Annotated in this window: 22 protein-coding genes; 13 read left to right on the plus strand and 9 right to left on the minus strand. The window is 51.5% G+C overall.

The annotated features are described in order from the left end of the window. Window positions 1-98: 98 nt before the first annotated feature. From amaB to TH63_RS01375, 3 genes are all read left to right on the plus strand, one after another. Complete coding sequence (amaB, locus tag TH63_RS01365) at window positions 99-1643, plus strand: L-piperidine-6-carboxylate dehydrogenase (protein WP_048919347.1); 1545 nt, start codon at window positions 99-101, stop codon at window positions 1641-1643. Between the two features lie 115 nt (window positions 1644-1758). Next, the gene (locus TH63_RS01370) at window positions 1759-2244 is read left to right on the plus strand and encodes a hypothetical protein (RefSeq protein WP_048919348.1); all 486 of its coding nucleotides are present in this window, start codon (window positions 1759-1761) and stop codon (window positions 2242-2244) included. A gap of 187 nt (window positions 2245-2431) precedes the next feature. After that, the gene (locus TH63_RS01375; RefSeq protein WP_048919349.1) at window positions 2432-2932 is read left to right on the plus strand and encodes a DUF4442 domain-containing protein; all 501 of its coding nucleotides are present in this window, start codon (window positions 2432-2434) and stop codon (window positions 2930-2932) included. On the opposite strand, the gene TH63_RS01380 is transcribed toward TH63_RS01375, so the two are convergent. Continuing rightward, complete coding sequence (locus TH63_RS01380) at window positions 2929-3873, minus strand: alpha/beta fold hydrolase (protein ID WP_156180285.1); 945 nt, start codon at window positions 3871-3873, stop codon at window positions 2929-2931. The two genes, TH63_RS01375 and TH63_RS01380, sit on opposite strands and share 4 nt — an antisense overlap. Window positions 3874-4135: 262 nt before the next feature. Between TH63_RS01380 and TH63_RS01385 the strand changes: the two genes are divergently transcribed. From TH63_RS01385 to TH63_RS01415, 7 genes are all read left to right on the plus strand, one after another. After that, entirely contained in the window at window positions 4136-4660 is a 525-nt protein-coding gene (locus TH63_RS01385) for an RNA polymerase sigma factor (protein ID WP_231583523.1), read from the plus strand. Between the two features lie 47 nt (window positions 4661-4707). Further along, window positions 4708-5277, plus strand: a complete 570-nt coding sequence (locus TH63_RS01390) for an anti-sigma factor (protein WP_048919352.1) — start codon at window positions 4708-4710, stop codon at window positions 5275-5277. Then, complete coding sequence (locus TH63_RS01395) at window positions 5274-6608, plus strand: hypothetical protein (RefSeq protein WP_156180287.1); 1335 nt, start codon at window positions 5274-5276, stop codon at window positions 6606-6608. Before TH63_RS01390 ends, TH63_RS01395 begins: the two co-directional genes overlap by 4 nt. Before the next feature lie 111 nt (window positions 6609-6719). After that, complete coding sequence (locus tag TH63_RS01400; protein ID WP_048922507.1) at window positions 6720-7145, plus strand: RidA family protein; 426 nt, start codon at window positions 6720-6722, stop codon at window positions 7143-7145. Between the two features lie 173 nt (window positions 7146-7318). Continuing rightward, window positions 7319-9118, plus strand: coding sequence for a MutS-related protein (locus tag TH63_RS01405; protein ID WP_048919354.1), 1800 nt, complete (start codon window positions 7319-7321; stop codon window positions 9116-9118). 113 nt (window positions 9119-9231) lie between these two features. Beyond that, the gene (locus tag TH63_RS01410; RefSeq protein WP_048919355.1) at window positions 9232-9480 is read left to right on the plus strand and encodes a hypothetical protein; all 249 of its coding nucleotides are present in this window, start codon (window positions 9232-9234) and stop codon (window positions 9478-9480) included. A 174-nt stretch (window positions 9481-9654) separates the two neighbouring features. Beyond that, window positions 9655-10095, plus strand: a complete 441-nt coding sequence (locus tag TH63_RS01415) for a hypothetical protein (RefSeq protein WP_156180289.1) — start codon at window positions 9655-9657, stop codon at window positions 10093-10095. Window positions 10096-10307: 212 nt separating this feature from the next. On the opposite strand, the gene TH63_RS01420 is transcribed toward TH63_RS01415, so the two are convergent. After that, entirely contained in the window at window positions 10308-11117 is an 810-nt protein-coding gene (locus TH63_RS01420) for an SDR family oxidoreductase (RefSeq protein ID WP_048919357.1), read from the minus strand. Between the two features lie 227 nt (window positions 11118-11344). Between TH63_RS01420 and TH63_RS01425 the strand changes: the two genes are divergently transcribed. The 3 genes from TH63_RS01425 (at window position 11345) to TH63_RS20205 (ending at window position 14685) form a co-directional block, all read left to right on the plus strand. Next, window positions 11345-12217, plus strand: a complete 873-nt coding sequence (locus tag TH63_RS01425; RefSeq protein ID WP_048922508.1) for an alpha/beta hydrolase — start codon at window positions 11345-11347, stop codon at window positions 12215-12217. Between the two features lie 230 nt (window positions 12218-12447). Then, entirely contained in the window at window positions 12448-13791 is a 1344-nt protein-coding gene (locus TH63_RS01430) for an NAD(P)/FAD-dependent oxidoreductase (RefSeq protein WP_048919358.1), read from the plus strand. Between the two features lie 729 nt (window positions 13792-14520). After that, on the plus strand, window positions 14521-14685 hold the full coding sequence (locus tag TH63_RS20205; RefSeq protein ID WP_156180291.1) for a hypothetical protein: 165 nt from the start codon (window positions 14521-14523) through the stop codon (window positions 14683-14685). Window positions 14686-14934: 249 nt separating this feature from the next. On the opposite strand, the gene tsf is transcribed toward TH63_RS20205, so the two are convergent. From tsf to TH63_RS01465, 7 genes are all read right to left on the minus strand, one after another. Beyond that, a complete protein-coding gene (gene tsf / locus TH63_RS01435; RefSeq protein ID WP_048919359.1) occupies window positions 14935-15768 on the minus strand; it encodes a translation elongation factor Ts in 834 nt (277 codons plus the stop codon). Window positions 15769-15922: 154 nt separating this feature from the next. Further along, window positions 15923-16684, minus strand: a complete 762-nt coding sequence (gene rpsB, locus TH63_RS01440) for a 30S ribosomal protein S2 (protein WP_048919360.1) — start codon at window positions 16682-16684, stop codon at window positions 15923-15925. 24 nt (window positions 16685-16708) lie between these two features. After that, window positions 16709-17095 (minus strand): 30S ribosomal protein S9, encoded by a 387-nt coding sequence (gene rpsI, locus TH63_RS01445; RefSeq protein WP_048919361.1) that lies wholly within the window; start codon window positions 17093-17095, stop codon window positions 16709-16711. Window positions 17096-17112: 17 nt separating this feature from the next. Further along, a complete protein-coding gene (gene rplM, locus TH63_RS01450) occupies window positions 17113-17562 on the minus strand; it encodes a 50S ribosomal protein L13 (protein ID WP_048919362.1) in 450 nt (149 codons plus the stop codon). 916 nt (window positions 17563-18478) lie between these two features. Continuing rightward, window positions 18479-19192, minus strand: a complete 714-nt coding sequence (locus TH63_RS01455) for an RluA family pseudouridine synthase (RefSeq protein WP_048922509.1) — start codon at window positions 19190-19192, stop codon at window positions 18479-18481. Window positions 19193-19351: 159 nt separating this feature from the next. Next, window positions 19352-20437, minus strand: a complete 1086-nt coding sequence (locus TH63_RS01460) for a sensor histidine kinase (protein WP_048919363.1) — start codon at window positions 20435-20437, stop codon at window positions 19352-19354. Next, a complete protein-coding gene (locus tag TH63_RS01465; protein WP_048922510.1) occupies window positions 20412-21104 on the minus strand; it encodes a response regulator transcription factor in 693 nt (230 codons plus the stop codon). Before TH63_RS01465 ends, TH63_RS01460 begins: the two co-directional genes overlap by 26 nt. Window positions 21105-21253: the final 149 nt, after the last annotated feature.

Here is a 21253-nt window from a genome sequence, read left to right on the forward strand (position 1 = left end):
TGCCATTGGCAGGAGCTTTTTGTTTTTGTATCTTACCAGAAAGGCCTATACTAGGGCTTCTATTCGCATTTACTATTCAGGATTAAAGTACCAACCCTATGTATCATACCATTTCAGATGTATTGTCATCCCTGGGTATACAGGAAACCAACGCCGCCTACAGCACCGGTTTAAACTGGGGCACCGGCAACAGCGGCCAGACCCGCGCCATCCATTCACCTACCAACGGCAAACTGATTGCGCAGGTGACCATGGCTTCTGAGCAAGAGTACGACCAGGTGATTACCACCGCGCAACAGGCGTTTCTGGAGTGGCGCACCTGGCCATCGCCTAAGCGCGGCGAGGTGGTGCGGCAAATTGGGCAAAAGCTGCGCGAGCACAAGCGGGCTTTAGGCACGCTGGTGAGTTATGAGATGGGCAAGATCATGCAGGAGGGTCTGGGCGAAGTGCAGGAGATGATTGACATCTGTGACTTCGCGGTAGGGCTTTCACGGCAACTGCACGGCTACACCATGCACTCAGAGCGGCCCACGCACCGCATGTATGAGCAATACCACCCGCTGGGGATTGTGGGCGTTATCTCTGCCTTCAATTTTCCGGTGGCCGTATGGAGCTGGAACGCCATGCTGGCCGCCATCTGCGGCGATGTGGTGGTCTGGAAACCCTCAGAGAAAACCCCGCTTACGGCGGTGGCCTGCCAGCACATCATCCAGGAGGTGCTCAAGCAGAACCATGTGCCCGAAGGCGTCTTCAATATGATCATTGGTGATGCTACCATTGGCAGCAGAATGGCCCATGATGAGCGCGTGCCCTTGATCTCTGCCACAGGTTCTACCCGCATGGGCAAGAAGGTAGGAGAGGCCGTGGGTGCCCGTTTGGGCAAGTCCCTGCTGGAACTGGGCGGTAACAATGCCATTATCCTCACCCAGAACGCCGACCTGGAGATGGCGCTACGGGCCGTAGTGTTTGGCGCGGTAGGTACAGCCGGACAGCGCTGCACCTCTACCCGCCGCCTGATCATCCATGACAGCATCTATGACGAGGTGAAAGAACGCCTGCTCAAGATTTACCCTAAACTGCCTATCGGTGATCCGTTGAAAGAGGAAATCCTGGTAGGGCCCCTGATTGACAAAGACGCCGTGTCTGCATTCCTCAAGGCGCTGGACGAAGTGCAGAAAGAGGGAGGCAAACTACTGACGGGTGGTACCGTGCTGAAGGGCGAGGAATTTGCCACCGGTACTTACGTGACCCCAGCTATTGTAGAGGCCCAGAACCATTACCACATGGTGCAGGAAGAGACGTTTGCGCCCATTCTGTACCTGATCAAATACAGCGGGGAAGTAGAGGAGGCCATTGCCATCCAGAACGGGGTGCGCCAAGGCTTGTCTTCGTCCATCTTCTCCACCAACCTCCTGGAAACCGAGGCTTTCCTGAGCCACTGGGGCTCAGATTGCGGCATTGCCAATGTGAACATTGGGACCTCCGGGGCCGAGATTGGCGGGGCCTTTGGCGGGGAGAAAGACACCGGCGGCGGACGCGAATCGGGGTCAGATGCGTGGCGTTTCTATATGCGCCGGCAAACCAACACCATCAACTTCGGGCGGGAGTTGCCGCTGGCCCAGGGCATCCGGTTTGAGTTTTAGGGGGAGCCGGGCATGGTCTTCGGTATCCTGAAATCCGTAAACATATGGACAAGGTCTTTGTTGTTTAAAGGAGAGTAAGTTCTTTGAGTACCCATTATTTCAAAACACCCAACCCATGGATTCTTCCATTAAACAAGCGCAAAAGCAAGGCGAACGCTACGCCGTAAAAGCCACCCTGGTAACGGAGCTGGGCCTGGCCCTGCTTTTCTTTACCCTGTTGTTGCTGGTCACCCACTCGGTCCAGGCTTTCTGGGATATCATCACCTACCTGGGGGCCGTGAACGTGGCGGTATTTATGGCGGCCAGCCTGCTGTTTGCCTATCTGGTGGGTAGAAATGCTGGCGTGAAGATCTTGGTGAAGAAAAAGCGCTATGCCTGGGTGGGCTTGGTGTCAGGATTGAAGGTGGTGTTTTTCTCTACCCTGGTGTGCGTGGCGACGACGCTGCTGGTACAGGCGGCCATGGGTCCCTTGGAGCTGGGCTGGCTGGTGCATTTCATCATGAAACCCTTTGCCTGGCTTGCGCTTTTGTGTCTGGTACCGGTAGCCCTGGCCGGAATCTGGTACGGGTACACGCTGCGTAAGAGCACAGAACGCCCATAGATAACCTCTTTGTCTGAAAAGCAACTGAATACATAAACGAAGCCTCCCGGTCTGCATGGCCGGGAGGCTTTTTGCGTTTTGAGGGCGTTTTACCAAAAACAGGCCTGAAACGGGAAGGCGTGTCCTGCGTTAATTTCCGAAAGCCCGTTCTTCTTCTTACCTTATCTGCTGCACCAGCCTTTACGCCATGTCTGCCCACGCCCGCCTTGCCGCCTTCCGGAAGCTTATTACCAACCCCCTCAAGTTCCGGCTGTTTTTGTTCAAGAACCTGCCCATGGCTTACCTGGCGGGCATACGGGTGAAAAGCCTCACGGAGCAGGAGGCGCAGGTGGCCATCTCGTACGGCTACCTGACCAAGAACCCGTTTAGGTCCATCTACTTCGCCTGCCTGTCTATGGCCGCCGAGATGGCCTCTGGCGTATTGTCCATGATGTACCTGTACCAGGCCAACCCGTCTGTATCTATGCTGGTGGTAAGCCTGGAGGCAGATTTCAGCAAGAAGGCCGTGGGTACCGTCACGTTCACCTGCCAGAACGGCGATGCCATTGCCGCCGCCGTGCGGGAAACCCAGGCAACCGGGCAGCCCACCAGTGTGCAGGCCCTGAGCGTAGGCCACAATGCGCAGGGCGAGGAAGTGGCCCGCTTCCGGGTGACCTGGTCATACAAGGCCAGAACCTCTAAAGCCTAGCTCTTGCGGCTGGTCTTCTTCAGGAACTGCTTCACTTCCTTCTGGAACTGCGCGTTCTGCTCCAGGTAGATCACGTGCCCGCCCGGCATGGAGACTACCCTCTGGTTCGGGAATTTGAAGCTTTTGAAGTGGTTGGGCCCAATGGAGAAATCCTGCTGGCCGGCAATCACCAGCACCGGCATTTTCAGGTGCCGGGAGACCTCCGTGAAATCCTGGAAGTACTCCGGATAGGAAGACCAGGACTGCCCGAAGCTGTAATTTGGGGGCCGCTTGGCGTCTTCCTGGTTCATTTTATCTAAGCCCTCGGCCGTGGTGTACATGAGCTGGTGGTAGGCGTTCTTCTCGTTCAGGGCAGTGATAATGGCCATGAACCGGTCAAAAATGGGGCGGCTGGTATCCAGGAAAGGCGAGGGATCAGCGGGCTTTAGAATCTCCAGGCCTTTGTCTATCTGCACCTGCGCCGAGGCCTTCAGGTTCAATGTGGCGCTCAGCAACACCATGCGGGAAATAGTCTTGGGGAAATAATAGGCGTACTCCGTGGCCAGAATTCCGCCGAAGGAGTGGGCCAGTACGGTCCAGGAAGGGAACCCCAACTGTTGCCGCACCTCGTCAAAATCAAGGACGGTGCGTCTGAGGCTGTAATCGCCGGATGGGGATTTGCCTGATCGGCCCGAGCCCCGCTGGTCTACGTAAACCATCTGGAGAGAGTCTTCCAAAGTGTTGAGGCCCAGCACTTCAAAGGAATGGCTCCAGGCACCTGGTCCGCCATGGATGAAAAGGCAGGGTTTGCCCTTGCCAGCCACCTTCACATATAACTCGGTTCCATCACTCATGGTCAGGCGCAACTCGCGCGGGGCAGTTGGGGCAGAGGTTACCTGGGCCTGGGCAATACCCCCGCAAACAGCCAGCAGCAGGAGCAGAAAAAGGGAGCGGATCTTCATGGCTTCTAAATTTTGTTCGAAATTGGTAAAAATCTTGAAAAAACAAAGAAAATAACGGTTCAACGGAAATTTTAGAGAACTGGTGCAACCCTTGCCTTTTCGGCTTGTCTTTAGAGTAGAAATTAGGGAACAAGCGAGTGGGTCTGCAGACTCAAAAGGGGGTTGGTGTTGTTCCAGGGGTTGCTGTAAGTGAAGTGCATCATGATGAGGCTTAAAAAGTAACAATTTGGAGACGCTGGAATACACTGACGTAAACGCGCAGGTGGTAGCCCGATGTAAGGAGGGTGACCGAAAGGCGCAGTATGAGCTCTATAAGCTCTACAGTAAATCTATGTTCAACGTGAGCATGCGCATCACCAATGATTACACAGAGGCCGAGGACGTCTTGCAGGAAGCATTTCTGAGCGCGTTCCGGGAACTGAACTCCTTCAAAGGCGATGCCACCTTCGGCAGTTGGCTTAAGCGCATTGTCATTAACAAGGCCATCACCAAAGTGCGCAGCCGGCGCCTGCAGGTAGTGCCCATAGAGGAGCACCAGGATTTCGCGGAGGAGGCCCCTGACTATGACCAGGAGGAAATGGACTACAAGGTGGACTGCATCAAGAAAGCCATTCAAGCCTTGCCAGACGGTTACCGGGTGGTGCTCACGCTGTACCTGCTGGAAGGCTATGACCACGGCGAGATAGCCGAAGTGCTGGGCATTAGTGAGGCCACCTCCAAATCACAGTACAGCCGGGCCCGCAAGAAGTTGCTGACCCTCATGAAAGAAGAAACGTTTCTTGCCTGATTTCTAAAAAACGAACCTAAAACAGAAAGCCAAAAGCTTTAAAAGCCATGAGTGACAAACTAAAAGACTTTGTACAGGCCCATAGAGAGGAATTCGACTCCTTTACCCCCCGCCCAGACCTGTGGCAGGACATAGCCGCTGAGCTTCCGGCAGGGCAGACCGCCCCGCAAGAGGCGTCTGCGCCCGAAGCCAAGGTCTTCTCCCTGAACTGGAACACCGCCTGGCGCTATGCCGCCGCCGTGGCCCTGCTGGTGACAGTGGGGTTGGCGCTGCGCTACCTGAGCGTGAACAACGCACAGACATCGGCGCCCCTGGCTACCAATGGACAGCCCGTAACGCTGGAGAAGATAGCCCCTGAGCTGCGCCAGATGGAGACCCGGTACGTGCAGGTAATTGAGAAAAAGGAGTCTAAGCTCAAGGCCATGGGCGCCGAGGTGCAGTTTGCCGAACTGGACTCCGCTTACAATGAACTCAAGAAAGAGCTTTACACCACCCCCAACAAAGAAGTGCTGCTGCAGGCCATGGGCGATAACCTTAAAATGAGGATTGCGCTGCTCAACCAACAGCTGGAGGTAGTGGAAAATAAAAACAGTGATAAAAAATTGCGTGCGCTATGAAACTACCCATATCTAAATTGCTGGTTTTCCTGAGCTTCTTCGCGGCGGTTCCTGCCGTGCAGGGCCAAACGGCAAAACAGAAGGCAGCCTGTGAAGAGGCGGTAAAGGAACACCTAAGAATAAATTTAAGCGAGCTGGAAGCCGGTTCTCTAAAGCTTTCTGTGGAGGCGTTGGCCTCAGTAGAAGCGATAGCCCACCTAGCGGCGAATGACAAACTGGTTGCCTTGCAGCGCCTGGCCCCGCTGGCATCGTTGCCGCCGTTCCCAGAAATGCCTCTGCAGACCGGTCCCGCCAAATCCACTGAGGCAGACCCCAATGCCCAGCCGGCCTTCTCCATCACCAAAGTGAAGAAGATTGACCGCTCCTTTAAAGTAGACCGTTCTGATAAGCTGGCCATTGAAAACCAGTTCGGGCGGGTAGAGGTGCAAACCTGGGCCAGAAATGAGATGGCCGTAGAGGTGACCATTATCTCGCGCGCCGCCACCGACGAAAAAGCCCAGGAGATCCTGGACAAGATCAACGTAAGAATCAACGAAGACCGCGGCAATAACCTTATCTCGTTTACCACTGAACGTGAGCCCATGCAGATTCGCTCCAGTAGCGAGAAGGCCTTTGAGATCAATTACCTGGTAAAAATGCCCAAGGCCAATCCTTTAAAGGTGAGCAATAAATACGGCACGGTACAGGTACCCGATCTGGACGGCCCCACTGAACTGGAGGTGCAGTACGGCAAGCTCACGGCCGGCCGGCTGAACAACGCCAGAAACAAAGTGCAGGTGTCTTACAGCGGGGGCGAGTGCCAGGTGGACTACATGAAAGGCGGTGACCTGAACGTGAAGTATTCCCGCCTGCACCTTACCGCCGCAGATGACATCAAGACCAGCACCGGCTACAGCAACATCGCCATTGACAAAGTAGAGACGCTCACCATTGAAAGCCGCTATGACAGCAAGTTCCTGTTGGGCAGCGTGGGGCAGATCACTGGCAACGGTAGCTACTCGGGCATTAAGATTGGCAGCCTGAAAGAATCGGCTAGCCTGAACATGAAATACTGCTCTGGCTTTGAGATCGCCAACGTGGCGTCCAACTTCAAGAACGTGAACCTCACTGCCGGCTATACGGGCATGGCCCTGGGCTTCGCCGATAATTCGGCCTTCAACTTTGAGGTAGACACCCAGTTCGGGAGCCTTAAAATGGACCAGGATCTGGCTAACTTCAGCTTTAAAGAGGTGAGAAATACGTCTAGCAGCTACAAGGGCAAATACGGTAAGTCTTCGCCTAAAGGCACCGTGAACGTGACCAGCCGCTACGGCAGCGTGGCGTTCCAGTAAGAGAAAAGTATAGGTTTAATAATAGGGAAAGAGCGGGCTGTTAACGGCCCGCTTTTTTTATACCTCCGTTTTTAGGCTATTTTTGTGAAAACAGGCCTAAAACGTGCTGCCATGGAAAACACGCCCTCCAATTTTATTAACGCCTCCAAAGCGCCCGAACCGGTGGGCCTGTACCCGCACGCCCGTAAGGTAGGTGGCCTGTTGTTTCTTTCGGGCGTAGGCCCCCGGGAGAGAGGGGTAAAAGAAATACCCGGCGTGACCCTGGACGCCGCCGGCAACATTGAAAGCTATGACATAGAGGCGCAGTGCCACTCGGTGTTCAAAAACGTGCGGGCCATTCTGGAAGAGGCCGGCTCTGCCTGGGAAAACCTGGTGGACGTGACCGTGTTCCTCACCAACATGAAGGCAGATTTCCAGACCTACAACCGGCTGTACGCCGAGTACTTCAAAGACTGCCAGCCTTGCCGCACCACCGTAGAGGTGAATGCCCTGCCCACTCCCATTGCCATTGAACTCAAGTGCATTGCCACTATTTAAGCAAAAAGAAAGGCCGTTCGGCAATAACTTCCGTAGGTTTGCCTTTAGACAATAGAGCATTTCTGTTTTTGGGCCGTTTTCTGTAAAACAGGCCCAAAACAGAATCTAACACCTGCTGGCCGGAGGGCGTGCCGTATTGGCAACCATAACGCTTTCCTGCTTTTACTTATCCTATGCAACATACCCCAGAGCCGTTGTTTGCGGAGCGCCAGCAACGCTTTTTTGCCGCCGAAGAAAAGCAGGCCTTCAAATACCGTTGGGTGGGCTGGCTGCGACTGTCCTTTTTTGTGGGGGCCGCCCTGGGCGGGGCGGCGCTGATCTATTACGGACAGGCGGCGGCCGGCATTGCTGTGCTGCTTGGTGGGTATTTTATTTTTGCCGCCCTCATCCATTGGCACAACAAGATAGAGTACGCCCGCAAGCACCAGTTGTACCTGGGCCTGATCAATCGCACCGAGCAGGAACGCCTCAAAGGAGACCTGAAAGACCTGCCCAACGGCGCCCATTTTGAGGAACCCAACCATTTTTATGCGGCTGACTTAGACGTTTTCGGGCATAACTCCCTCTTTCAATTGTTGAACCGGGCCGTCACTCTTTTAGGCCAGCAGCGCCTGGCCGAGTGGCTGAAAACCCCGGCTCCGGCCCCGGAGATCATTGCCCGCCAGGAGGCCGTGGCCGAACTGGTGCTGGACATTGAGTGGCGCCAAAACCTGCAGGCCCGTGCTATGCACCACCATCGCAAGACGCAACAGTTGCCCCAACCGTTTCTGCTTTGGTTGCGCCAGCCAAATTTCTTTACAGGCAAAGGCTGGCTGGTAGTGGCCACGTTCCTGTTGCCCACGCTTACTTTGGCGGCCATTGTGTACTGGATGGAAGGCCATTCGCATTACCCTTTCCTGGCCCTGGTGGTGGTGCAGTTCCTGATTGCGGTCAAGTTCCAGCGGCAGCGCGATGAGTATTATGAAGAAAGCAGCGGCATGTACGAGACCCTGCGCAGTTATACAGACATGCTGGTGCACATTGAAGGCCGCACCTTTCAGAGTGCCCGGGCCCGGGAGTTGCAGCAGCAGCTGAGCATAGACGCCAAGCCGGCCTCTGAACACGTGCGGCAGCTGGCCTCCATTATTCAGTACTTGTCGGCCCGGCTCAACACCTACCTCAACTTTATCCTGAACCACGTGCTTATGTGGGACTTTATCTGGATGTGGCGCCTGGAACGCTGGAAACGCACCATGTCCGGCAGCATAGGCCAGGTGCTGAACGCCGCCGCCGAGTTTGAGGCGCTGGCCAGTCTGGCGGCGTTTCAGTTTGCCAACCCAGACTACGCTGTGCCGCACATCAGCCCAGAGCCTTTCCGGTTTGAGGCAGAGGAGTTGAGCCACCCGCTTATTTTCAGCGTGGCCCGCAAAGCCAACAGTATTTCCTTTAAGGGGGCCGGGCACACGGTTTTGATCACGGGGTCCAATATGTCGGGCAAGAGTACCTTTCTGCGGGCGGTAGGGGTGAACATGGTGCTGGCCTTTACCGGCGCGGCCGTCTGCGCCAGAAAGCTGGCCGTGTTCCCGGCGTTGGTCTACACCAGCATGCGCACCGAAGACAACCTGGCGGAGAACACTTCCTCTTTCTACGCCGAGCTCAAACGCCTGAAGATTCTCATTGACCTCACCGCCACCGGGCAACCCGTCTATTTCTTCCTGGACGAGATCCTGAAAGGCACCAATTCCCATGACCGCCATGAAGGGGCAATGGCCTTAATCAGGCAGCTGCACCAGCGCCAAACCTCAGGCTTTGTGTCTACCCATGATCTGGAGTTGGGCAATATGGAGCAGGAGTTGCCGGGCTGCGTGGAGAACTTTAGCTTTAACAGTTACTTTGAAGACGGGCACCTGCGGTTTGACTATACCCTTCGGCCGGGCATCTGCCAGAGCTTTAACGCCAGCCAGCTCATGCGCCAGATGGGCATTGAAATGTAGTTTAGCCCTGTTTTTGCAAAAACAGCCCCAAAACAGCGGCACTAATTAAAAACCAGAACGTACAGGTTTCTAACTTTGCCTTCTTCTTTCACCCAACTTTTTTTCTATAGCCCATGCGTGTTGTCGCTGATATCCCTCACCCTGAAATAAAGATCACCTTACTTTCCTGGAACGGTAAGTACTTGCTCAAACTGGAGCTGGGCCCCTTTGAGCAAACCTACAAAGTAAGCGAGATGGAAGTGACCGGCGGCGATGAGGAAGTGAAGAAATGGTTGGACGAGCCTTTCCTGCAGGGGAGCATTGAGCTGTTTCTGGCCATGCGCAAGAACCTACACGAAGCCCGCCTTCGCCACGAGTTGTAACGCCTTAGCGCTGTTGGTAAATATTTTCCTCTGAGGCTGTGGAAAATAGTGTGGAGAACTTGCAAAATCAAAAACGTTATCCTACTTTCATGCTAGACAGACAACAAGTGACTATTATTGTATGATTTTCACAGTGCCGTTATTGAGGTAGCGGTATTAGTCTCTTACAGCTATATGCAGATAGGATTAAGCAAACATATAAAGATTTCCTATCGGGCAGATATGCAAACGGTGATTATCCGTTGGCAACAGCCTGTCACCTTCACGGAGTTTAAGATAAACTGCCTGGCTATTCTCGCATTGGCCAAAGAAAACAGCGCCTCTTCCTGGCTGCTGGATTGCCGTTCAAAAGGCGAAATTACCGAACAGGAAAGTGACTGGCTAACCGAGGAATTCTACCCCAAAGCCATTGAGCAGGTAGCTTCCCAATTAGTGGTGGCCTGGCTATTGACGCCCCGCCAGATGCAGCGCCTGTCAGAAGGCGCCAACCTTTCTGCGGTGACCCTGGATAACCCCGTCATCCGGAGAAACGCCTTCATGACGGAGCAAGACGCCGTAAAATGGCTGGAAGAGTCTATGGCTACCTTGGAGAAAAATAGCACCCCCCGCTCTTAATCCTTTTCTTTCCTGTCTTTAAGCAGAGAACCCTTCTTTCAACTTCTTCCAGGCTTTTTGCCCTCTCTGGGCTGCTTCTATTCCCTAGCCCTTTCTTAGTAGATTTCTTTACTTACCTGACTGGTTTACCCTCTTTTCTTTTGGTAAAAGGCGTTTTGAGCCTGTTTTTAGGAAAACAGGCCCAAAACGTAATTAGCGCACGGCAGCTAAGCTTACTCAGCAAAAGAAGGGTAGAGCGTCATGCCGCCGTCTACGTAAAGCGTGGCGCCGGTCACGTAATCCGCCTCGTCTGAGGCCAGCCAGGATGCCACCCGCGCAATGTCGTCTGGTTCCCCAATGCGGCCATACGGTATCTGTGACAGCATCTTCTCTTTCCCTTCGGGGCTGCTCCAGTCTTCCTTGTTGATGTCGGTTTTTATGGCCCCCGGCGAGATGCTGTTGACCCGTATCTGGTGCGGCGCCAGTTCCTGGGCCAGGGTCTTCATCATCATGGCTACCCCGCCTTTGGAGGTGGCGTAGTTCACATGGCCGCCCCACGGAATGATATCATGCACCGAACTGATGAAGATGATCTTACCGGCCGCCCTGGAGACTTCTTTCTTTATGCCTTGGGCCATAAACTCGCGGGCGGCGGCGCGGGCACATAAGAAGGGACCGGTGAGGTTGGTATTGATTACTTTCTGCCATTGCTCCAGGGTCATGTCTACCAGGCTGGCGTCTTTCTGGATACCGGCGTTGTTTACCAGAATATCAATACTGCCGTAGGCATCTTTAGCATCTTTAAACATCTGCTCCACCTGGGCTTCGTTGCCAACATCTGCCTTAAGGGCCAGGGCCACGCCTCCTTCTTTTTCTATGGCCTCTACAGTGGCCTGGGCTCCGTCTTCATCAGAATTATAATTGATCACCACCTTGGCGCCATCCTGGGCCATTCTCAGGGCAATGCCCTGGCCAATGCCTGAACTGGCACCCGTGATAAGGACTACCTGGCCTTGCAGTCGTTTTTGCTGTTTCTCTCCCATGGTTCAACTATGTAATTGCGTCCGTTCTAATACCGGAAAATTTGATTTTGGTTATGCGGCACCGGAAGAAACCTTAAAGGAAGATTGCTTCTCTGGTGCCGTTTAGAAAAAAGCCCTTTCCATTCCCACGGCAACCACTATGTTTGTAGGAGAAAGCAACGCCAACCGCTAGAGGTGCGCGCTTTCTGATTTCTCTGTTGTTTCAACCTAACCTTATGCCCTCTTCCATGCGCAAAATACTCCCCATTCTGTTTCTGTTGATTTCCTGGCAAGCCTCGGCCCAACTGGGCACCCTGCGGGAAAGCCTGTCTGCCAAAAGTAAAATACTGGGCAAAGAGGTGGAGTACTCGGTTTACCTTCCGGCAGATTATGAGGGGTCTAACCGGCGTTACCCGGTTTTGTATTTGCTCCACGGGTATTCAGATGACGAGACCGGTTGGACACAGTTTGGGGAGGCCCACCTGATAGCGGGGCGCATGATGCAGACCGGGGAGATTCCGCCTATGATCATTGTCATGCCAGATGCCGGGGTGACCTGGTATATCAATACCCATGACAGGAAAGAGAGGTATGAAGATTTCTTTATCAAAGAGTTTATTCCGCATGTAGACGGCAAGTTCAGAACCCGTAATACCAAAGAGTTCAGGGCCATTGCCGGGCTCTCCATGGGCGGCTATGGCTCGCTTATCATGGCTTTGAAGCACCCTCAACTTTTTGCCGCCGCCTCGCCCCTTAGTGCCGCCGTCTGGACCGATGAGTCTTTCAAAAGCATGGAACAGAATTCCTTTAACCGTTTTTTCGGCAGCATTTTTGGGCCAGACCTGAAAGGGGAGGGCCGCCTGAATGCGCACTGGAACCAGAACTCGGTACTTAAGTTGGTAGAAACCACCCCGCTGGATTCCCTTAAAAAAGTGCGGTTCTACATTGACTGCGGTGATGATGATTTCCTGATCAAAGGAAACATGGCCCTGCACACCGCCATGCTGGATAAGAAGTTGCCGCATGAGTTCAGGGTACGGGACGGAGGCCATACCTGGGCCTACTGGCGGACTGCCTTACCGGAGGTGCTCCGGTTTGTGGGCGAAAGTTTCCATAGATAAACCTGTCAGAGGGAAGGGAAAAACCCTCTGCTAGGTTAGAAAAGCCAGAAGCGTTTCAGGGCTGTTTTCAGAAAAACAGCCTCGAAACGCTTTTTCGTTGCTCTTCCTCTCGCTTATGCCAGGAGTAAGAGGGGAATAAAATATCTTATATATCAAAAAGTGAGTATAACTCAGGGAACCAGGGACGCTTCTGTTTGGCAGTGGCGTGTACTATTTTCAATCTACTGACTATGATTCAAGTAAACGAACTGACCCTTAATATACCAGACACCAAAAAGCCCCGCGTCGTGATCATTGGCGGCGGATTTGGAGGAGTGAATCTGGCGAAGAAGCTAAAAGGAAAAGACTTTCAGGTGGTCATGTTTGACCGCCATAACTACCATGGTTTCTGGCCCTTGCTCTACCAGGTAGCCACCGCCGGTCTGGAGCCAGATGCCATTGCTGAACCGCTTCGCAAGCTCTTTGACAAAGAGTATGAAGACTTCCATTTCCGGCAGGTGCGCGTTACTAGCATTAACCCCGCCACCAAGACTGTTTCCACCATTGTAGGAGACATCTCATATGACTTTGTGGTCATTGCCACGGGTACTAAGCCCAACTACTTTGGCAATGAGCAAATAAAGAAATACGCCTTCCCGCTCAAGCAGATTCCAGAGGCGCTTAACCTGCGCAGCCAACTGCTGCAGTCTTTTGAGCAGGCCAACATGATCAATGACCCCGAACTGCGGCAAAGCCTCCTCAATTTCGTGATTGTGGGTGGTGGCCCAACCGGGGTAGAGTTGGCCGGCGCCCTGGCCGAAATGCGCCGGCACGTATTGCCCAATGACTACCCCGGTATGGATTTCAGCAAGATGAAGATCATTCTGGTGGAAGGCATGGACCGGGTGTTACCTCCCATGGACCCTAAATCCAGCCAAAAGACCCGTGAGTACCTGGAGGAGATAGGAGTGGAGCTCAAGTTGAACACATTGGTAGAGTCTTATGACGGGCAATTGGTGACGTTCAAGGGCGGTGAGCAGATCAGGTCCCACACGTTGATTTGGGCTGCCGGGGTATCTGGCGCCCAGATACCAGGACTTCCTCCCGAGGCCAGTGAACGGGGGCGTTACTTGGTCAATCTCTACAACCAGGTGGTAGGCTTCCCAGATATCTTCGCCATAGGCGATATTGCCCTTATGCGCTCTGAGAAATACCCGAACGGGCACCCGGGGGTGGCGCAACCCGCCATTCAGCAGGGGCGGCACCTGGCCAAGAACCTTTACCGGATCATCAGGAAAGAGCCACTGGAGCCGTTTGAGTATTTTGACAAAGGGTCCCTGGCTATTATTGGGCGCAACCGGGCTGTGGCAGATCTCCCCAAAAACCTGCATCTGAGCGGTTTCATTGCGTGGGTAGCCTGGCTGTTTGTGCACATCTACTACCTCATTGGCTTCCGGAACAAGCTGGTGGTTTTGAGCAACTGGATCTATAAATTCTTTACCTATGAAAACGGTACCCGCATCATTATCAGGCCCTTCATCAGGAAAGATGACCTGGCGGGCCAGGAGTTTATCAAGAAATATGATGTAGACTAAGTATAGGCACTGGCTCTTGGAAGGCTCCATCTCCAGAAAGTAGCTTGTGCGAGCGCGCGCGTTGAGTGATAAAATACGCAGCAGCCCCCGGCAGAGAATCCTCAGGTTCTTTACCGGGGGCTGCTGCGTTACAAGGGGTATCCAGAAATATTTACGGAGAGCATAGTTTACTGGTGCCCACAATGAAACTCCTAAACAATATTGTTCTATTTCGGTTCTTAAGAAAGTAAGCTTGTTGGGATAAGTATAGTGGTGTATTTACTTAAGTATAAGCATCTTGTTTAAGAACAATCAAATAAAAAATTGAACTTTATAAGCTCTAATGGGTTTAACTTATTACCTATTCCTGAAAAAAGAGGATTACTTACTTTTAAGTAATCTTGATGAAATTTGGGAAAAGATAAAAATTTAGTAAAATAGTTAAAAAAAATTTTTGTAAGTTCGTTACATAAATAGTCGGCTCCTCTAAGTTCTGAACTTGATTTAGAGGAAGGTAGGCTTATTTAAATTTTAACTATAACCTATAGGAGCCCCAATACGGTGGAAATTTCTTTAGGTGATTACTTAAACGCTTGTCTTTGAGGTTTTTAACTTAGGCGTTTATAAAAGGTAAGGTTTCCCCCGCCACACTATCTTTTAAAACAAGAACAGTTTAACTACTTCTTTACTGCCGCTTATCCTATTAGCTTATTTATAATATTTGATTGTAAACCAATAAATTTCAAAGCCATGAAAGAAAAAGCCACCTTTCTTAGTTACATCTCAGCCGAAAAAAGATTGAGAAAAGAGCAATTGAAAAAAAACCATGCAGCTAAGTCTGGCAACCAGACAAATTCTGAAAAACCTCACCCGTCAGAAAATTTAGCGGTTGCCCAGACTTCTTATAATTACTAAGCCTACCCAAGGAATGGAGCAGGGGGGAACTGTCATGGCAAAAGTTTCCTGCCTTTACGCTCATTTATAAAGCAAGCCGAGCAATTTGTGAATATCTCCTGTTCTGCCAAAGAACTGGCTTCCCCATTACACGGAGATATCTGATTCTGGAGATAATGTATAAAATAACTATAGGTTTACCCTATAATAAGAAACCCCGCGGCTAGGCCGCGGGGTTTCTTATTATAGGGTACTGTAAAGCGGGATTACTTATCCAATAGCAACACGCTTGAACTCAGTTACCGTCATGCCTTTGTTAGTGTTATCCAACAATTTAGCAATAGTCAAAGAAGGATCCTTCACGAACTCCTGGTTCAATAAAGTGCTTTCTTTGTAGAACTTGTTCAGTTTACCTTGGGCAATTTTCTCCAGCATCTCTTCTGGTTTGCCTTCGGCGCGAGCCTGCTCTTTTCCAATTTCAATCTCACGCTGGATAGTGTTTGCATCTACACCGTCTTTGTCAACGGCGATAGGGCGCATAGCGGCAATTTGCATGGCCACGTCTTTGCCCAGATCGTTTACGTCTTTTCCGCCGGTGTTGGTCAAGCCAACCAATACCCCTAATTTACCATTAGAGTGGTTGTAGGCTACTACTTTCTCAGCAGTTACGGTCTCATAGGAAACCACGTCAATTTTCTCGCCAATCTTACCCATCAGGTCTGTGATGTGGTCTTGCAGCGAGCGGCCATCTGCCTGAGGCGTAGCCAGTAAATCTTCTTTAGAGCCAGAGGTGTTGGCAACGGCAGCAGCCAGAACAGTTTGCGCCAGGTTTTTGAAGTCTTCTACTTTAGATACAGGCTCCGTTTCGCAGGCTAGTGCTACCACTTTTCCTACGGTACCGTCAGCGTTCACGTTGGTTAACACTGCTCCTTCAGAGGTAGCGTTGTCAGCGCGCTTGCTGGCAATTTTCTGACCTTGCTTGCGGAGAATATCTTTGGCGTTTTCAAAATCGCCGTTAGCCTCTGTAAGGGCTTTCTTGCAATCCATCATACCTGCGCCAGTTTCCTGACGAAGTCTGTTTACATCTTGTGCTGTAATAGCCATTGTTCTTTTATTAAGAAATACGGATAATAAGATTCAATAGGGGGTGGCGCTTCAGATAGAAGGCGCACCGGTTGTGTTAAAAAGAAACTGAACACTAGTGGCTACGCTTCCTAATGTTCAGTTTCCTTTACAGTGTGCTTATGAGAAGAGAAGCTTATTCAGCCTCAATTTTCTCCTGGATGCCTTCTTCTTCAGAACGTTTCTTCTCAGACTCGTCTTTGTCAACCTTACGCTCAGAAAGACCTTCTTCAATGGCCTTACCAATAAGGGAAGTGATCAAAGCGATAGACTTAGATGCATCATCGTTTGCCGGGATTGGGAAGTCTACCAGCTCTGGGTTAGAATTAGTATCTACAATCGCGAATACGGGCAAGTTCAGTTTTTGGGCTTCTTTGATAGCGATAGACTCACGCTTTACGTCTACAATGAACAAAGCAGCTGGGAGACGTGACAAGTCAGCGATACCACCTAACACACGGTCAAGTTTCTCACGCTCACGAGACAGCATCAAACGCTCACGCTTTGCCATGGCGGCGTACGCAGTGTTTTCTTTTACCATTTTGTCAATAGTTGACATTTTCTTCAAAGACTTACGAACAGTCTGGAAGTTAGTCAACATACCACCCAACCAACGGTCTGTCACATACGGCATCTTCAGGCGCTTGGCCTCTTCTGCTACTATGTCCTGCGCTTGTTTTTTAGTGGCGACAAACAAAATCTTGCGGCCAGACTTAGCAATCTGCTTAATAGCGGAGATAGCCTCATCCAGGGAAACCAGAGTTTTGTTCAGGTCAATGATGTGGATGCCGTTTTTCTCCATGAAAATGTATGGAGCCATTTTAGGATCCCATTTTCTGGTAAGGTGACCAAAGTGTACACCGGCTTCCAGTAATTCTTTATATGTGGTATTAGCCATGATATTTTTACAGCTGATAAAATATTAACGTTTAGAGAACTGGAAGGAACGACGGGCTTTGCGCTTACCGAATTTCTTACGCTCCACCATGCGGGGGTCACGCGTTAAGAAACCTTCTTTTTTCAGGGCTGGACGGGTCTCAGCGTTTTCTTCCACCAAAGCCTTGGTGATTGCCAAACGAAGGGCTTCTGCCTGACCGGCAACACCACCGCCTTTGATATTCGCCTTGATGTCGTATTTGCCAACCGCGTCAATCAGCGATAAAGGCTGCTGCACGATGGTTTGCAATACTTCACTAGGGAAATATTCCTTGATATCTCTATCGTTAATAGTGATATTCCCTTGCCCTGACGTCATGTAAATGCGCGCCACCGAGGTTTTTCTTCTACCAGATGTATTGAGAATTTCCATTAAATATGTCTAGATTATTATTTTGTAAGTTTTACTTGAACTGGCTGTTGTGCCTCGTGCGGATGCTCCGTACCTGGGTACACAAAAAGGTTGCGGAATTGCTCACGGCCCAGACGGGTTCTTGGCAACATACCTCTTACCGCACGCTCTACTAATAAAGTAGAAGATTTGGCTTTCAACTCTCGGGGAGTGAACGTGCGCTGACCACCTGGGTACCCAGTGTGCGTCACGAAGGTTTTCTTGTCCCACTTCTTACCGGTCATACGAACTTTGTCCGAATTGATCACGATCACGCTATCGCCGCAGTCAGCGTTAGGCGTGAAAGAAGGTTTGGTTTTACCACGAAGAATCATGGCAATCTGAGAGGCCACACGGCCAAGGGTTGAGTCTCCGGCGTCTATCACTACCCAGCCTCTATTTGCGGCCGCCTTATTAACTGATAGCGTCTTATAACTTAAATGGTCCATTGTAAATGGTTAACGGGTGAAAAAATAAAGTATCTCTACTTTGAAAAATGGTCACAAAGATAGGAGTAATTTTTTGCAGGTGCAACCCTGTGTTTATATTATTCCCTTGAAAATCATGTGATTTCAAGGATGACCTTGGATTTATAGGAAAGCGGTAAGGCAGGAGTAAGAGTTTGTTACCGTGTTTCGCCTTAGTTTTTATTAATGGTGCATGCAATTGGCTTTTGCTAGCGTAGTGTCCTTTATAGCCTGAGTCCTTATGCTTTGGAGTTGCATGGTTTCCCTACGAGCGCTGACGGCCGCGGGGCCCCGTCTTTCCCTCTCGCACTGCCCTTGCGGCCTATTTTTGCTTATCGCTCTCAGCTAAGGTATGTCTGTGGCCACAAGCGAGGCGCTCAGAGTAAAGACTGGAATCGGGGGAATGGACGCTATGAGTCATTAGCTCTTCCGGATTTGCAATCCGGAAGTTCCGAAAGGGGGATTTGCAATCCCCGGCGGAGGCGGCGTTCCCGATCTTAGTCCCAGGCGGATTGCAAATCCGCTTTACACTTATTCGGGATTGCAAATCCCGAACAGCACACTTGGCTTTGTTTTAAAGCCGTTTTCTGCAAAACAGCCCCAACACGCAGAGCCGCCTACTAATCACGGACTCCCCCCTTGAGGATTGCCCAAACGGGAGTTTGAGGCAGCGAGCGAAGCTCTGTAGAGGGGTGTTTACACAGGAGGACACATGTGCAGGAGAAATACTTAAGACTCATAAGGCACGGAAGTAACTTCCGCAGCATAGAAGGAAATACTTATACCCTCTTCCTCGTCTCCCTTTGAAGGGGGTTGGGGGATGACGCACTGCTGCAGTAAAATAAGAATAGTCAGCTTCTAAAGAATCAACGTAGCCAATACGCAGCCCTCCATCCAGCTATCCGTTCTTCCGAAGCAACTTCACCAGCACCTCAAAATCCTTGGGGTACTCCGCAGTAACCACAACGGGATCGCCATTCAATAGCGTAAAGCCCAACTGGTAAGAATGCAGGGCAAAGCGTTTGATCACAGGTTGTTCCTCGGTGTCTTTGGCCAGGTTAAACTTGCGCTTGAGGCTGGAGAGGTACAGGGGCTCGCCGCCGTACATCACGTCCTGCACAATGGGCGCCTTCAGGTACATTAGGTGCAGCCTGATTTGGTGCATACGGCCCGTAATGGGGCGGCACTCGAGCAGGGTGTGGCGGCCGTATTTCTCCAGGGTGGTGAAATAGGTCTGGGCGGGTTTTCCTTTGTAGGCCAGCTTGGCAATGCCTTTCAGGCCGGGCTGAATAGCGCGATCTACCAGCAAATCTTTAAAATCATGGCTTCCCCAGGCCACGGCGTGGTACACTTTGTTTACCTGCCGGTTTTCAAACTGCATGGAAAGGTGACGGTAGGCCTCTGGGTTCTTGGCAATGGCCAGGCAACCCGAGGTCTCTTTGTCCAGGCGGTGGCAGGCCTGGGCGTCCTCATGGTACTGGCGGGCCAGGGTCAATAAGTTGGTGGCATTGAATGAACGGTCTTCCAGGGTAGACAGGAAAGGCGGCTTGTTGACCACGATGAAGTCTTCGTTCTCAAAAATTATTAGGTCGCGGAAAGCGGGTAATTTCATAAATACGGTTAATTGAGGCTGGGCCTGCGCAGGCGTTTCTGGTCTGTTTTTACGCAAACAGGCCAAAAACGGGCAGCCGCCCTAAATCTGCCGCAATTTACCTAAATTATTTGGGCTATCCGTTTTGGGGTGTTTTACCGAAAATAGGCTGGAAACAGGTTAGGCTTTTGCCTTAGGCAGTTTAAACCGAAGCGTGGTGCCCTGGCCTACCTCGCTTTTCACCGCTATCATGGACTTGTGCGCCTCCACTATATGTTTGGAAATGGCCAATCCTAACCCGGAACCTCCACCAGAGGTATCGCGGGAGCGGCTTTTGTCTATGCGGTAGAAGCGCTCAAAGATGCGGGAGAGGTGCTCTTTGGGAATTCCGGGGCCGTCATCTCGCACGGTCACCGCCGTTTTCTTTCTTGTATCCTGGAAGGAGAGCCAGATATTGCCGTTGTCCCGCCCGTATTTTATGGCATTGTCCATGAGGTTGAGCAGCACCTGCTTAATGCGGCCGCGGTCGGCTAAGACCAGGTGGGTTTCCTGGGGTGGGTTGAGCAGATGAAGCGTTATGTTTCTGGAAAGCGCCTTCTGCTCCAACTGCTCAAACACTTCCTGGGCTAGTTCATTCAAGTCAAACGTAGAGGTTTTCATCTGGATCACGCCATTCTCCAGCTGCGTGATAGTGATCAGGTCCTGAACCAGGGTGTCCAGACTGTCCAGGCTTTTGGCGGCTTTCTGCAGGAATTTGTCACGGACGCGCTCATCATCCATGGCTCCGTCCAGCAGGGTATGGATAAAGCCCTGGGCCGCGAAGATAGGGGTCTTGAGTTCATGGGAGACATCGGCCAGGAATTCGCGGCGCATGGCCTGTAGGCGCTTGAGTTCCTCAATCTCCTTCTGGTTCCGCTCGGCCATGAGGTAGATCTCATCTTTAATACGCTTGAGTGGGTCTGACCTGAACAGGAATTTGTTGCTCATGCGCTTGAAGTCCTGCCTTTTGAATTGCTCCATGCCGGCGTAGATGTTGTTGATCTCCTTGAAGATCAGGGCCTCATAGGAGAAGTAGACCAGCAGAAAGCAGGCCGAGAAGGTGAGGGCAAGTGCCAGCACCTGTTGTTTGAACCCCAGCTGTGGCGAGAAATACAGGTAGGCAGCAATGATCGCGGCCACCAGCACCGAGATAAGAATGGCAATGCCCTGTGAACTGAGCCTGACTTTGTAGCCCGAAGGCTTAGTCGGTGTTGAATTTGTAGCCAACGCCTTTAATGGTCTTTATATGGTCTTCCCCTATTTTCTCCCGCACTTTTCTAATGTGCACATCTACGGTGCGCGGAATCACGAACACATCATTGCCCCACACGTTGTTTAATAGCTCGTCACGGCTGAACACCTTGTTAGGGGTGGCCGCCAGAAACGCCAGCAGCTCAAACTCCTTTTTGGGCAGGGTGATTTTCTGGTCGCCTTTTATCACGTTAAAGCTGGTGCGGTCAATCTTCAGGTCGCCAATCTCAATCACGGCCACCTGCTCTGGGCTCTGGCTGGTGTCCCGGCGCTTGAAGGCGGCCAATCGGCTAATGAGTGCCCGTGGTTTTATGGGCTTTACTATAAAATCATCGGCGCCTGCCTCAAAGGCGGCTACCTCAGAGAATTCCTCGCTACGGGCGGTAAGGAACAGAATGTGCGTGTCTTTGAACTTGGGGTTCTCCCGCAGCAGGCGGCAGGCGGTAATGCCATCCATGACGGGCATCATCACATCCAGCAAAATAATGTCTGGGTTGAATTTCCGGGCGATTTCCAAGGCTTTTTGCCCATTTTCGCCATACGCTACCTCATAGCCCTCTTTTTCCAGGTTGTACTGCAATAACTCCACAATGTCTGGATCATCATCTACAACCAGAATCTTGTATTTAGCTGGGGTTTGCATCATGCTGCCATTAGGTGAAAAGAGAAACACGAGAGATTATGCCTTTGAAATCTGAGACTTAATGCGCTTGGGCGAGAAAATGCCAAGCGAACCCTCTGAATTTCAAGTCAAAGATAGGTATTGCATGTTACCTGAATGTTAAGCCTGCA

It is taken from the genome of Rufibacter radiotolerans (genome assembly GCF_001078055.1).
GTDB lineage: Bacteria > Bacteroidota > Bacteroidia > Cytophagales > Hymenobacteraceae > Nibribacter > Nibribacter radiotolerans.